The organism is Acinetobacter sp. 102 (assembly GCF_037028485.1).
Taxonomy (GTDB): domain Bacteria; phylum Pseudomonadota; class Gammaproteobacteria; order Pseudomonadales; family Moraxellaceae; genus Acinetobacter; species Acinetobacter higginsii.
Genome location: NZ_JAZEZK010000002.1, coordinates 1 through 14,531, shown reverse-complemented (window position 1 = coordinate 14,531; position 14,531 = coordinate 1). Strand labels below are relative to the sequence as shown.

The following is a 14,531-nucleotide window of genomic DNA, read 5'->3' as shown; positions in this document are numbered from 1 at the left end:
TTTTAAATGGTTCACTTCTTTTCAGATCGTATTTCTAGAAGTATTTATAAATTGGTTTATAAGCTTTTATTCCCTAAAGCAGCAAAACATAATCGTCGCTACTGGCCACTTTATAGCGTGGAGCGCGATTCACAGAATCGTATTGAGAAAATTTATTTTAAGAAAAAACTGGTGTCCAATAATCGCCTTCCAGCAAAAATTTCTCATAAAAAATGCATGTTGGTGGCGACAGGCCCTTCTATTCAACAACTAGATTCCAAAATTCTGCATCAAAGTGATCGAGATTATATCGGTGTAAATGGCGCTATCGCATTTGATTCAATTCCATTTTCTAGTTATGTCATTATTGACCATAACTTTGTGAACTGCCGTTTCGATCTGGTCCAAAAAGTCTTAAATAGCGATTGCACCTTTTACACCACACCACGTTGCCTAGACCTGATTTTAAGACACGTTCGGATTGAAGATATTCATTGTCAGATCAAAACCATTGAAACAATTACCGATGGTCAAGTCGAAACCTTTCTAGACCATGCTAGACACTTTGATCAAAATGAAACTGACTTCTTTATTCACAAAGGCATGGGTTTCTCACTCGATGTCTATAAAGGTACTTTTGACTATTTTACCGTGGCTTATGTTGCCCTTCAGATTCTCTTTACGCTGGGGTATAAAGAAATCTATATTGCGGGTTTAGACATGAATAATTTTTCTCAGCCACGTTTTTATGAAAGTATTGGCGGACAGCAACCAACAACCCTAAATCATCATGTCGATGATGTATTTCAAGCCTTTGATGTCGCTGCAACACTATTTAGAGAAAAAGAAATTAAAGTTTTTAACCTGTCTCAAAGCAGTGCTGTACAAACATTTGAGAAGATTGACCCGAGAACCTTGCTTTAAACACTGAAAGCTCTTGCTTTAAATATCGAGTAATGAACCTTCCAGATACATGCCTTTTTCATAATAATGACTCAGGGTTTTTCTTTCCTTTCCTGCAAGCTTGATCAACCTTGGCATTTGCTGAGGCGGGTAATTGATTGCCATATCGATCAGCACTTTTTCTTTCACCCATTGGTGCTTTACCTGAAAATACAGCGCATTTTGATCACAGTTAATTAAGCACATACTCGGCAAATGATGACGCATCACTTTCTGACAGGCCACATAGGCCACTAGATATTCCAGACGACCAATCTGTTGAAACATATCTTGATAATCAAGTTCTGTTTCTTTCAATTTTTGCAGATAGGCTTTAGGCGTCATTTCAATCGCTTTCGCCAGTTCATCAAACCATTCTTTAAAGAAAATATTTTTCTCTGCACTGGCCAATAACCAATTCTCTAAGACGGGAAAATCTTTAAGTGTTGTATTCTTGGCACGGTAATAGGCAAAGCTGTTGGTATGATTCTTCGCAATCAGTTCCTGAATCCAGTCTAAGCTTTCATAAACAAGGATGCTTGCATCCAACCAAATACCACCATATTGATAAATCAACTCAAAACGAAGCAAATCGGCCTTTTGTTGCGGCGTTGCCTTTGGGAAACGAGTAAAATCAATATCACAAAAGCTTTTCACTGTATCTGGCGTGAGAAAATGAACCTCATAATCCGGATTGGTCTTTTTAACCTGTTCAACACATTTTTCCACAAATCCAGCCAGTGGTCCTTCCCAATACATCCAGATTTTCTTTGGAATGAGTGCATCAGAAATAGTCGGATTAAGTACAATCAGATCTGCTTCATTGTCTATGGCATCATTAATCCCTCTCATTTTGTTCGAATACATCGTATAGAACTTTAAGAGATAGAATATTTTTTTAAATATTTTCATACAGATCACTCAGCCATATCTTCAAATCACCTCAGCTTTTTACTCAAGTGATTTGCCCAGAATATTTAATTAAAAGTAAAGATGCTTAAAAGCATAAAAACGGTCACGCCACATTCGTTTCTGTTTCTTTAGACCATGAGACGAATCGCGCTTTTCCAAGTCTTTACGCTGAATACCCTGTGTTGCAACCGTACCCAAAATATCACTGTCCAATCCAGCAGGTTTAACAAAAGGCTGCCATACACCAAGACCTTTTCCATTCTTGCTGAGCCAACCTTGGAAAAAGATATCGACAGGCACATGTATTTGTTTGCCAAGTTTTACAAACTCTTCCGCCCCTTTACGCGACCAAAGCAGCCCAACCCCACGAATCGGGAAATAATAAGCATGCCACAGGTTGTATTGATCCATCTGTACAATATCTTTGGCGAGTTTTTTCTTTTTCGCCGCCATATTGACCACATACCAATCCAGTTCTTTATGCTGATCCAGATAATTGAGGAGCGACTCAAGCTTGTGTTTAAAGTTGGGCAAAACCTGAATATCATCTTCTAACACCACCAAATAATCAGCGTCGCTTTCAAGAAACTTTTCAGCACAACCATAATGGCTCAGATAACATCCCAACTCTGAATTCATCAGACTACGACCTAAAATTCGTTGAGCTTCGGCATCATCATATTGCTTAAACTCTGATAAGGCCTTACCACGCCCATCATAGGCCGAAAAACGGGTAAACGGCCATCCCTGTTGCTGTAATTGTGCGGTCGCACTCGCCAGACGCTGATCACTGCCATCAAGGTTAATTAGATAAGTTTCAACTTTCATCATTTATCCTTTGGCCGTTTCAGCCAATAAAACTTTCGGGATATAGCCTGCCAATTTTTGATTTAAAGCTGCATAAATTTCTGCCGCTGCCGCATCACTCAATTGATCCAGACTTTGCATACACCCATATTTAATCTGTTCATTACCCAAGCTTTGCAAGAAGCTGCTTAAACTGCTTTCATTTTTCAAATAGGCAATCTCAAGGTCAGGCTTTAACAAGGCCTCATCCTTTTGAATTTTCAAATGATTCATCAATGAAATCGGATTGATTTGTTCGACACTGCGGAACTTAGACTGAATCTGTTTTTCTAGAAACTTAGGATGAGCAAGTAAATAATCTTGTAATATTTTACGGTCAACCGCGTGCGGATAATGGTGAATCTCAAAAAACTTTTTAAATCCAAGCATATCTGCACCTAACATTTGCGCAATCATATGTTTAGGTTGTATCGGCTTGGAAAAATATTGATTTAAAACCTGACGATACCAAAGCTTGGCCTTGAGCACAAAACTGCTTTGCCAATGCCCGTAAATCACCATTTTCTGATCAATCAGAATATCTTCTAATTGTGCTGGCGCGTTAAAAAAGAAATCATCATTCAAGTAGAAAAAGTAATCGGATAAACCCTGAATATTCCAGAGCATGGTTTCAATCGAACGTGTATTGAAAGTAGGTAAGTATTGCTCATACCCCATAAATATTTCACGATGATCAACAATTCGAATTTTACCCGCCTCACAAATCCCATCCTGAACAAAGTCATCAATCCATTGCGGTTGCTGACCATCTGTCACAATATAGATATGTCGACAAAATGGGACATATTTTAAAATAGATGCAACGTTATAATAAATTTCATGGTTGCTGGCAAAACGGGTATCACTAACGGCATCAGAAGCTTGTGTTTTGCCCTGATACTGCATGCGCTTCTGTTTCAACTTCGGATCATTGCCATCCACCCAAGCAATCACCACATCAACCGGTTGCATCATTTCACTCATCAATTCACTCTTAAACGATCCGAAAGCCCGAAAATACGGCCAAACATGTTTAATCTAGGAGCATATGATAACACCACTGATCTGTTCACAGTCAGTCTCTTTTCGTAATAGCGGAGGTATTCATTGTGCAATCATTCCATATAAATCAATATATTATAATTGTTTAAATTTTAATATCGATGAGGTAATCAGCAGATCTATAATTCCACCTTATTTAGTGGCTTTATTAACATCAGCTTAACCCCTGACAATCCCTAACAAAATCAAACCTTTTGGAATCATTTTACACCTAAAACCACCACATTTTTATTAGACGAATTTGGGTATTTTTATTATAATTACAGGTTACTTTGACGGGATTTAATCTTTTGACTGATGATTTATAACTACTTTGAGTATCAAGCAAAAATAATTAGAACTAAATTTGTTTCAGATAAAGCGTATCTCACTAAACGGTTTATCTGCAAATTAGGTTATACCCCTGATTTTTGCTCGCCAAAAAGCTTCAATGAAAAAGTCACTGCCCGAATGATTTTCGAGCGGAGCCCCCTGTTCACAAAATTAGCAGATAAATGTGCAGTCAGACAGTTGGTTTCAGCAAAGGTTGGTGATGCCTATTTTGTTCCATTGATTGGCATTTACAAATGTATTGATGAGATTGATTTTAACCAGTTACCCAATCAATTTGTTTTAAAATGCACTCATGACAGTGGCAGCGCCATGGTCTGTCGCGATAAAAGCAAGTTTAGTGTCGAAGCAGCAACCGCTAAAATCAAAAATCATCTTAAAATGAATATGTATTTTAGAAAGCGTGAATGGCACTACAAAGATATTTGCCCTAAAGTACTAGTTGAAGAATATGTAGAGCTCTATGTCGATCCTGCCAGTCAATCTGCCATTACCACGTGTCGTGTGCACTGTTTTGAAGGCCGTCCGGAATATCTAGAAATTGATGTCCAAGATGCTCAAGGCAACGACTACTCAAATATGTATGATACACAATGGCAGTTACAACCATTTCGGGTCGATCTAAAAGATAATTCACCATCCGCATTAGCTGCACCGAAACAATTGCAAGAGATCATTCAACTGTCAGAAAAGCTTTGTTTTGCGTATGGTTATAGCCGAGTAGATTTCTTACTCTCTCAAGATCATGTGTACTTTAGTGAAATCACGCTCACTCCAAATGCAGGACGAATGGTGATTACACCTGTAGAATGGGATTTAAAATTAGGCTCACTCTGGTTATCCTATTAGCCGTCCATCATGTATATCGAATCTGTTAGGTACTTATGAAAATAGCGATTGCTGGAACAGGATATGTCGGGTTGTCAAATGCAATGCTATTTGCACAACACCATGAAACCATTGCCCTGGATATCCTACAAAGTAAAGTAGATTTACTGAACAACAAAGTATCACCGATTCAAGATCATGATATTTCATTTTTTTTAAAAGAAAAACAGCTCAATTTCACGGCGACTACCGATAAACAGCAGGCTTTTCAAAATGCTGATTTTATTATTATTGCCACCCCAACTGACTATGACCCTCAAACCAATTACTTTAATACGCAAAGTGTAGAAAGCGTCATTCAGGATGTACTGGCCATTAACCCCAATGCAACCATGATCGTCAAATCTACAGTTCCTGTGGGTTTCACCGAGCAAGTCAAAAATAAATATCAGACTGAAAACATTATTTTCTCACCTGAATTTTTACGTGAAGGTAAAGCGCTGCACGACAACCTCTACCCATCGCGTATTATCGTTGGGGAACAGTCTGAACGTGCCCAGCAATTTGCAGACTTACTGGTAGAAGGTGCAATCAAGCAGGATATTCCAGTCTTGCTGACCCATTCAACTGAAGCTGAAGCGATTAAACTGTTCGCCAATACCTATCTGGCGATGCGGGTGGCCTTCTTCAATGAATTGGATACTTACGCACAAAGCTTTGGCCTAGATACCAAACAAGTGATTGACGGTGTTTGTCTCGACCCTCGTATTGGCAGTCATTATAACAATCCATCTTTTGGCTACGGCGGCTATTGTCTACCGAAAGATACCAAACAGTTATTGGCCAACTATAACAACGTACCTAGCAATCTGATTAAAGCGATTGTGGATGCCAATCGAACACGTAAAGATTTTATTGCGGATTCGATTCTGGCAAGAAACCCAAGCACGGTGGGAATCTATCGGCTAGTGATGAAAAGTGGCTCAGATAATTTCCGTGCTTCAGCGATTCAAGGCGTGATGAAGCGATTAAAAGCCAAAGGTCTGGAAATCATTATCTACGAACCGACCTTTCACGAAGACAGCTTTTTTAACTCTAAAGTCACTCAAGATCTAAATGAGTTCAAACAATCTTGTGATGTGATTATTGCCAATCGCCTCTCCAATGAATTGCTAGATGTACAAGATAAAGTTTATACCCGAGATATTTTTGGAGGCGATGAATGAAAGTTCTAGTCACAGGTGCTGCTGGATTCATCGGCTTTAGTGTTGCAAAAAAACTGCTGGAACGCGGTGATGATGTGGTCGGTTTTGATAATTTTAACGATTATTATGATCCATCCCTGAAAGAGGCCCGTGCTCAGCAATTACAACTACTGGCTGAGCGCAACGATACAGGCAGTTTCACACTGATTCGTGACAATCTCGCCAATAAAGCCGTGGTGGATCAATGCTTCCAAGATCATCGTTTTGAGCGTGTGATTCATTTGGCCGCGCAGGCCGGTGTACGCTATTCACTTGAAAATCCACATAGCTATGTGGAGAGCAACCTAATTGCATTTACCAACATTTTGGAAGCCTGCCGTTACGCCGCAACACCCCACCTAACCTATGCCAGCACCAGTAGTGTCTATGGTGCCAACACCACCATGCCATTTAGCGAACAACATGGTGTAGATCATCCGCTACAATTCTATGCTGCAACCAAACGCGCCAATGAATTAATGGCACATAGCTACAGCCACTTATTTAAATTACCGACCACTGGCTTACGTTTCTTCACCGTGTATGGTCCGTGGACACGTCCAGATATGGCCTTGTTTAAGTTCACCAAGAATATTTTTGAAGGCAAACCGATTCCTGTGTTTAATCATGGCAATCACACCCGCGACTTCACCTATATCGACGATATTGTTGAAGGGATTATCCGTACTAGCGACAAGATTGCGACCCCTGATGAGACTTGGGACAGTAACCATCCAAATCCATCCACCAGCAATGCTCCGTTTAGAATTTTCAATATTGGTAACAACCGTACGGTAAAACTGATTGAATATATTCAGGCGATTGAAAAAGCAGCAGGTAAAGAAGCAATTTTAGACCTGCTTCCTCTTCAGCCTGGCGATGTACCAGATACCTTTGCCGACAGTTCTGCGCTAGAAAATTATGTGGACTACAAACCAGCTACTTCAGTGGTTGATGGAGTGAAAAACTTTGTCGATTGGTATCGCCAATATCACAATATTTAATAACTCCTAAAGCAAAAAAATCAGGCATTCCGCCTGATTTTTTTATCCTATTCATCTATTCAATTTCAAGATGAATAACACTTGGATTATTGCCAAGACTCTTTAATCCAATCCGATGGCAATACATAGCGATACCACTTACCACCACCACCACTGATCGCATCAGGTGGATTAATCTCACCATGGAAAATAATGATTTTTGCGCCTTTTGGTTTAATAGGCGGCTGGAAATATGCAAATGGCACTCGTCTTAAACAGTGGTATTTATAGCTTTTGCACCACTCTTTATTCCAATAACTCAATTTGCCTTCTTTATGCACAAACCAAGACAGGTACTCTTGTTCATTACGGAACTTTTGACTGATCTCTTTAAAGTTTGCACGGAAGTACGGCAAGATATCTGGAAAAGCACCCAGTTTAAAACGATAAACCGAACTATTGCCTGTGATACGCCAAGGGCGTTTCCAGTCGTGAATCACCAAGAACTCACCTTCCGCTTGGAAGAAGCAGTCAATATTATCAATAATGACCACGTCCAAATCGAGGAATAAAGCATTGCCTTTTAAGCCATACAGATCAGGTTCAAAAGTCGAGAGTTTATTCCAGCCACGCTCAGGGCTACCAGCAGGTAAATCTAGAGATGGAATTGGAAAACATTGAACATTCGGATCAATGCCCTCGGTACGATCAGTCAAGCACACCATTTTAAAAGGCAGAGTCAAATGACGTTTGACCATGTTATACAAACGGTTGACGTACTCAGCACCATACTTGGTTCCCCACTTCATGCACAAGATCACATTGTCTTCATGAGTTGCCGAATTTTGTTGAATATCTACCATCTGAAAACCTTAAATGCTTGAGATACGAGGCTACACTTTGTCCAAAAAAACAAAAGTGTTCAATCATATGCACTGAATATACGCTCATCTTAGCATAGAGCGGATTGTTTTTTTTAGTATTAATTCGTCAATAAAAAAGCGAAGCCTAAGCTTCGCCTTTGTGCACGATTACAGCTTATTTAATATAAGTTAACCAGTGTGCATATTTGTCATTGCGACCTTGTACTGCATCAAAGAAAGTCTTTTGAATCACAGTGGTAATCGGACCACGTGAACCACAACCAATTTCACGGTCATCATATTCACGAATCGGGGTTACTTCCGCAGCAGTACCTGTAAAGAATGCTTCATCTGCAATGTAGAATTCATCACGAGTAATACGACGTTCAACCACTTCATAACCCAGGTCTTTAGCAATGGTAATCACGGTTTGACGGGTAATCCCTTCTAACGCGCCACCGGCTAAATCAGGGGTATGCAACACGCCATCCTTGATCAGGAATACGTTCTCGCCCGCACCTTGGCAAACAAAGCCTTGTGGGTCAAGCAACATTGCTTCGTCATAACCTGAACGTGCCACTTCCTGATGTGCCAAGATCGACACGGTATAGTTACCGCATGCCTTTGCTTTACACATGGTCACGTTTGGATGGTGATGCGTGAATGAAGAGGTTTTCACACGAATACCACGTGCCATTGCTTCTTCACCAAGGTATGCACCCCAGCCCCATGCTGCAACCGCGGCATGAATGGTGTTGTCTGTTGCCGCGATACCGAGTTTTTCAGAACCAATCCAAATCAATGGACGTAAATAGCAAGATGCTAATTTATTTTCACGCACTACATCAATTTGTGCTTGTTCTAATGTCGCTTGATCAAATGGAACATTCATCTGATAAATTTTTGCTGAATTTAATAAGCGTTTAGTATGATCTTGCAAACGGAAGATTGCTGTACCATTTGGGGTTTCGTAAGCTCTGACGCCTTCAAAGACACCCATGCTGTAGTGTAGTGTGTGAGTTAAGACGTGAATTTTTGCATCACGCCAGTCAACTAATTTTCCATCTTGCCAAATAAAACCATCACGATCAGCCAAACTCATCGCACATACTCCATTTTCTTTTTTACACAATTATTCACTTTCCAATGCTTGCGCAGTTGGATCAATTAATCTTTGCCATAACTTGCAAACGATCTCGCGGGTATCGTGCCAATCCGCAGCATTGACTTGCATAGATTGATTTGCAAGCGCTAGACGGTGGCTCTCAGCTCGTTCACGGAGATAAGCGTGTATTAATGCTGTGGCATCTTCACTGGATAAGCAGCCTGCTTTAGCAGCATCTTCTAGAATTCTTACATTATCGGAAAAATGGGCGAGATCTGTATTCGTCCCACTCCATGCAAGCACAACATACTGTGCCATAAATTCGATATCAACGATACCACCTGAGTCCTGTTTTAAATGAAAAATCCCATGTTTTTTTTGCTCAGAAGATGATCCCAAATGATCTTTCATCTTTTGGCGCATTTTCAACACTTCTTCACGCACCACATTTTCATCACGTACTTGGGTCAGGATCTGACAGCGAATCTGTTCAAATTGCGTGCATAATCCACGATCTCCTGCAATTGAGCGAGCACGCACCAAAGCTTGATGCTCCCATAACCAGGCACTCTTTTGTTGATATTGCTCATAAGCTTTTAAACTGGTGACCAACATCCCCGCTTCACCTGATGGTCGCAGACGAGTGTCAATTTCATAGACACGCCCGTCCAAGGTTTGTGTGGTCATCAAGGACATAAACTTCTGTGCCACACGAATCGCAAACTCGGCCCCACTAATGCCCTTACGGCCATCGGTTTCACTTTGCTCTTCAAAGGCATGGATAAACACCAAATCCAAATCTGAACCATAGCCCAACTCAATGCCACCCAATTTGCCATAGGCAATCACGGCAAAGCCTTTGTTATCGAGACTGCAACGCTGTCCATCATTTCCAACTGGATAGCCATGACGCTGTGCAACCGCCTCATAAGCCAAACGTAAAGTCGCTTGTACACTGACTTCAGCAATATCAGTCAGGGCATCGGAGACTTTCATCAACGGACTTTCTGCCAGTACATCACTGGCGGCAACAGTCAATACATTACTCTTTTTAAATAAGCGCAGTACCCGCATCTGATCTTCAACTTGATCAATCTCGATGCGTAGCAATTGTTGACGCAATGAATCTTCCAAATCTTTGCGCTGTGGCAGACCAAAATCCATGGACAGGAATTCATCCAACAACACTGGATACTGTGCCAGTTCTTCACAGATCCATGGACTGACCGTTGCCATCTTGACCAGTCGCTGTAACGCGCCACGACTTTCCATCAGCATCACCAGATAGACGGTACGACGTAGCACCGATTCAACCAATGGCATCAAACGCAATAGCGCCATTTGTGGTTGATCCGACTGTAAAATCGCTTCGATCAAATGTGGCCAGAATTTCTTTAAACGCTCTAAGGCACTGGCTGGGATTTTGCGTAATGCCTGACCATGCCAAAAGTTTTGAATTAAATTCTTGGCATCATCATCCAATACGGCATTAAGTTTTTGTTCAAGCTGCACAAAATCATCAACTGGCTCAGCAAACTCTTTTTCCTGAATCAACTGCTTAAACTGGACTTTGACCTTGTCACGTTTCTGATTCAACACATCCAAGAAGGCAGCCCAATCAGCAAAGCCAAGCGTATCCAACATCCGTTGTCTCTGTTCAGGCTCAGTGGGTAAAGATTGGGTTTGCTGATCATTCAAGGCTTGAATAGCGTGTTCAACTCGTCTTAGGAATAAATAAGCATCTTCCAGATCAATCACTGCTTGCTGATCCAGCAGCTCCGCTTCACCCAAATGATGCAAATTGACCAGACATTGACGATCTTGTAGTTCGCGCTTCGATCCGCCATAGATCAACTGGAACACCTGCACGATGAACTCGATTTCACGAATCCCGCCTGCGCCTAGCTTAATATCCTCTTCAATATTACGGCGCATGACTTCGCGTTCGATCATGGCCTTCATTTCACGCATGGCGGCGAAAGCGGAATAATCGACATAACGACGGAATACGAAGGGACGTGACATGTCTAGCAACTCTTCGCCCGCTTTGCCACCGGTAATCACCCGCGCCTTAATCCAGGCATAGCGCTCCCATTCACGCCCATGCTGGCTCAGATATTTTTCTAGGCCACTATGGCTAATCGCCAAGGCTGAACCATCGCCCCACGGACGCAAACGCATATCAACACGGAATACAAAACCATCAGCAGTAATATGATCGAGCAGATAAATCAACTTCTGTCCCCACAGAATGCAGAACTGCTGTACATCAATACATTTACGCCCATTGGTTTCGCCTTGTTCATCGAAGGCAAAAATCAGGTCAATATCACTAGAAAGATTCAGCTCTTGCGCACCGAGCTTGCCCATACCAATCACAATCAGATCTTGTAACTGACCTGAATAACCAATTGGCTCGCCATGTTTGGCTAATAAAGGCGGTAATGCAAAAGCTTTGGCGGCACAAATACTGGCATCAGCAAAATCTGATAGCTCACGTGTTAGTGTCACCACATTGGTGAGTTGATTGGCATCTTGCCAAATCCAGCGAAACATCAGCTTGGCACGGAGTATGCGTAAGGCTTTCATCCATGATTGTTCATCGCTGACCTCAGCCACAGCCAGTTGCACTTTTTGATAGATGGTTTCGGTCGACAGCGAGTCCAGAAATTGATCTTCGGAATAGTCTTGTTCTAATTGTAATGTGTATAAATTTAAAACTTGTTCAGCATATTGGCTTGCAACTAAGGTTTTTTGTAGCTGTTGCGCATTCATATAAAAAAACTCGACTGATGTCATGTCATCTAGGTTAGTTATATCAGTTACAAGCTTATCTTTAAAATCTCTTTAGACTAATTTCGCTTTGCTTTTTTGTTGATCCGTACATAAATCAACCTGTTCACGTTCGATTGGCAGCAACACGGTAAACACCGTACCTTCGCCTTCATTGGAGCTGACATTGATTTCACCCAAATTCATTTCCACAAAGCGCTTACACAAGCTTAAGCCCAGACCTGCACCCTTCTCTCCTGCAGTGCCTTTATAACTCATAGTAATCCGTGGCTGGAACAAATCGTTGATTTGTTGTTGAGTCATACCAAGACCGGTGTCTTTGACATAGACTTCCACATAAGTGCCTTTATGTTGTGCTTGGATATAGACTTTGCCCGTACCATCGACATCGGTAAATTTCAGCGCATTAGACACCAAGTTCTGAATCACCGAGGTGATCATATTCATATCAGCATAGACTTTAAGATTTTCATCGACTTCATTAATCAGTTGAATATTCTTCTTAATTGCTAAAGTTTTAAGAATATCGGTCACGATATTGGTGATCTGGCGCAGCTTAAAGTTGATGGGGTGATAGACGAACCGCCCACCTTCGGCCATCGCCCAATTCAGTAAGCTTTCCAATAAGTTATAAGTCGATTGCGAAGTATCATAAAGATAGTCGGCAATATTCTGAATACTGGATTCATCTAAGGTTTCACGTTCTTTCGCCAATATTTCCGAGAAGCCTAATAGCCCATGAAATGGTGCACGTAAGTCATGGGAAATAATCGAAAAGAATTTGGTTTTACTAAAATTGAGTGCAGCTTCTTGTTCGTATAATTCTTTCAGCTCGTCATGGTTAAACTTCAATTCCAGTTGTTGCATGAAGTTGATGCAATGTTCTTGCAGCAGTTGTTTTTGCAAGTCACTAAAGCCTTGTGCAGCTTCATCAAACAGGATGATATAACCCAGTGAAGTTTGATCTGGATGCCTGAGATGTAGAGCAACCGCAGTTTGGATTTTCTTTTTCAGTGGTGCAAGGAATGCCAGTAAGGTTGAGTATTGCGGATGATCGCTATCAACCAGATCTCCATTCACAAATAGCGTATTTAGACTTTTAGTAATTTTTGCAGAATCAATGGCTTTGAGTTTTTCAGGGCAACGATGCCACAGATAGGGTTCTTGGTGAAATGACAGTAATGCAGTACTGGCCTGCATCAGTTTTCGGTTGAACTGTAAAAATTGCTCAAGCAAATTCTGCTCTGAAGTTAGCCCCAAAGAAAGAGAGATTTTACAAGCACTTAACTTTTCGGCTTGCTGTAGTTCTAATAATTGAATCGTCATTCCCGCCTCTCGAATATTTTCGTTATACGGTTCTTTACGTTTTATAAAAAAAATGTGAAAACTATCACTTAGTATTAACAAACTTTAACAGAAAAGGCAATTGTTGATTCAATCAATTCGCAACAAAACGTGAAGTTTCATTAAATTTTAACTTTGTAATTCCACACCTGCTACCTACAAAGCAACTAACAGTATTATCAATGCTTTAGGCATTACCTCAATTTTGACTAAAATACGGATTAACCTTGATGACTTTAAATCACAGGTGGACAAGCTAAAATGGATCGTAGAAAAAGCCACTTATCGTTATTCAACAAGTGGCTTGACCATGCAACTTGAGCTTGAAGCGTCAATTTAGTCTTCTTTCATAATGACCGTGTTAAGTATTGCGTCATTAGGAATTTCTAACCTTTGAATCGTGTCATTTTTTTCAAATTGCAAATAGGTGTTTTTCCCAATACCTTTAAAAAGTATTGTGACTTCAGATATAGGATAGTAATTTTCTTTTGAAGTTGCGGCTTTAGAGCCTACTATTATTTCTGCATACTCTTTCTTGACATAGATAATTGTTCTCTCCTTCCTCATACTAACTAAATTCATAGAAGAAGAAATCATTTTAAAGGGTACATTAAACTGATATGCACTATAAAAAAATGGGAAAAACACAACCACCAAAAGTGAAAACCTAACAGTATTTTGATTGTCAATATTTTTAAAATTAATTCTATTTATTAAACCTTTATAAAAAGATGAATCCCCTTCAATATCAACATGATCTTTAAATCTATAAAAAAAGTTATACTCCTTAGACAAAGTATAAATTACATTAAAAAAAAGGAAAGAAAAGAGGCCAATTAGTACAGCCCAAAGGATTCCAAATTTATCAAATTCAAAAAATATAAGAGGAATTAAAACTAATGGTGAGAGAAAAATATAAGTACTTTTTTTTACTTTAGGGGTGAGAAATCTATTTCTTCCTTTCTCTGCACCTAACCATTTATTAACTTTACAATCTAATAACATTCTAAAGTTTTTACTTGAAATTTTAACAAAAATAGAAGAAATAGCATTCCAAATCATCATCCCTATTACAATTTCAGACAAAATAAAAAATAGTAGTAAAAAACCAAAAACCATTGCGATAAAAAAGAGAACAAAACCATCACCCAAAGAAATTTCATTAGGTAAATATTGAATTTCTATAAGATAATAAATTAAACATGCTGCTCCTAAACCCATGCCAAATTTAAAAATAGGTAAAAAAATTTCAACTAAAAATTTAAAATCATTGAAAATTATTTTTTGAATTGGAGAAAGC

The 14,531-nt window shown here is 40.0% G+C and carries 12 protein-coding genes; 4 read left to right on the top strand and 8 right to left on the bottom strand.

The genetic code is table 11. The annotated features are described in order from the left end of the window. Positions 1 to 6: 6 nt before the first annotated feature. Entirely contained in the window at positions 7 to 903 is an 897-nt protein-coding gene (locus WA352_RS02310) for an LPS biosynthesis protein (protein ID WP_033133851.1), read from the top strand. A gap of 18 nt (positions 904 to 921) precedes the next feature. Here WA352_RS02310 and WA352_RS02305 read toward each other — a convergent pair whose 3' ends face one another. The 3 genes from WA352_RS02305 to WA352_RS02295 all read right to left on the bottom strand — a co-directional run bounded on the left by WA352_RS02305 (position 922) and on the right by WA352_RS02295 (position 3,663). Next, entirely contained in the window at positions 922 to 1,833 is a 912-nt protein-coding gene (locus tag WA352_RS02305) for a glycosyltransferase family 32 protein (RefSeq protein ID WP_033133850.1), read from the bottom strand. A gap of 69 nt (positions 1,834 to 1,902) precedes the next feature. Then, the gene (locus WA352_RS02300; protein ID WP_005322391.1) at positions 1,903 to 2,661 is read right to left on the bottom strand and encodes a glycosyltransferase family 25 protein; all 759 of its coding nucleotides are present in this window, start codon (positions 2,659 to 2,661) and stop codon (positions 1,903 to 1,905) included. A 3-nt stretch (positions 2,662 to 2,664) separates the two neighbouring features. Continuing rightward, positions 2,665 to 3,663, bottom strand: coding sequence for a Stealth CR1 domain-containing protein (locus tag WA352_RS02295; protein WP_033133849.1), 999 nt, complete (start codon positions 3,661 to 3,663; stop codon positions 2,665 to 2,667). Positions 3,664 to 4,038: 375 nt separating this feature from the next. Between WA352_RS02295 and WA352_RS02290 the strand changes: the two genes are divergently transcribed. Genes WA352_RS02290 through WA352_RS02280 form a run of 3 tightly spaced genes read left to right on the top strand, consistent with a single transcriptional unit; the run spans position 4,039 to position 7,147 of the window. Continuing rightward, positions 4,039 to 4,920 carry an ATP-grasp fold amidoligase family protein gene (locus tag WA352_RS02290; protein ID WP_005206207.1) on the top strand — a complete coding sequence of 294 codons (882 nt, stop codon included), beginning with the start codon at positions 4,039 to 4,041 and terminating at the stop codon, positions 4,918 to 4,920. A gap of 35 nt (positions 4,921 to 4,955) precedes the next feature. Further along, a complete protein-coding gene (locus WA352_RS02285; protein WP_033133848.1) occupies positions 4,956 to 6,125 on the top strand; it encodes a nucleotide sugar dehydrogenase in 1,170 nt (389 codons plus the stop codon). Beyond that, a complete protein-coding gene (locus WA352_RS02280; RefSeq protein WP_033133847.1) occupies positions 6,122 to 7,147 on the top strand; it encodes an NAD-dependent epimerase in 1,026 nt (341 codons plus the stop codon). Before WA352_RS02285 ends, WA352_RS02280 begins: the two co-directional genes overlap by 4 nt. 86 nt (positions 7,148 to 7,233) lie before the next feature. On the opposite strand, the gene WA352_RS02275 is transcribed toward WA352_RS02280, so the two are convergent. The 5 genes from WA352_RS02275 to WA352_RS02255 form a co-directional block, all read right to left on the bottom strand. Continuing rightward, positions 7,234 to 7,989, bottom strand: coding sequence for a hypothetical protein (locus tag WA352_RS02275; RefSeq protein ID WP_005206212.1), 756 nt, complete (start codon positions 7,987 to 7,989; stop codon positions 7,234 to 7,236). 175 nt (positions 7,990 to 8,164) lie between these two features. Next, on the bottom strand, positions 8,165 to 9,091 hold the full coding sequence (locus WA352_RS02270; RefSeq protein WP_004652473.1) for a branched-chain amino acid transaminase: 927 nt from the start codon (positions 9,089 to 9,091) through the stop codon (positions 8,165 to 8,167). A gap of 30 nt (positions 9,092 to 9,121) precedes the next feature. Further along, positions 9,122 to 11,869 (bottom strand): bifunctional [glutamate--ammonia ligase]-adenylyl-L-tyrosine phosphorylase/[glutamate--ammonia-ligase] adenylyltransferase, encoded by a 2,748-nt coding sequence (gene glnE / locus WA352_RS02265; RefSeq protein WP_033133890.1) that lies wholly within the window; start codon positions 11,867 to 11,869, stop codon positions 9,122 to 9,124. Between the two features lie 72 nt (positions 11,870 to 11,941). Next, positions 11,942 to 13,213: a sensor histidine kinase gene (locus tag WA352_RS02260; RefSeq protein ID WP_033133846.1), complete on the bottom strand. Its 1,272-nt coding sequence runs from the start codon at positions 13,211 to 13,213 to the stop codon at positions 11,942 to 11,944. Positions 13,214 to 13,567: 354 nt separating this feature from the next. After that, on the bottom strand, positions 13,568 to 14,531 hold a 964-nt coding region (locus WA352_RS02255; RefSeq protein ID WP_336141100.1), incomplete at its 5' end, for a hypothetical protein.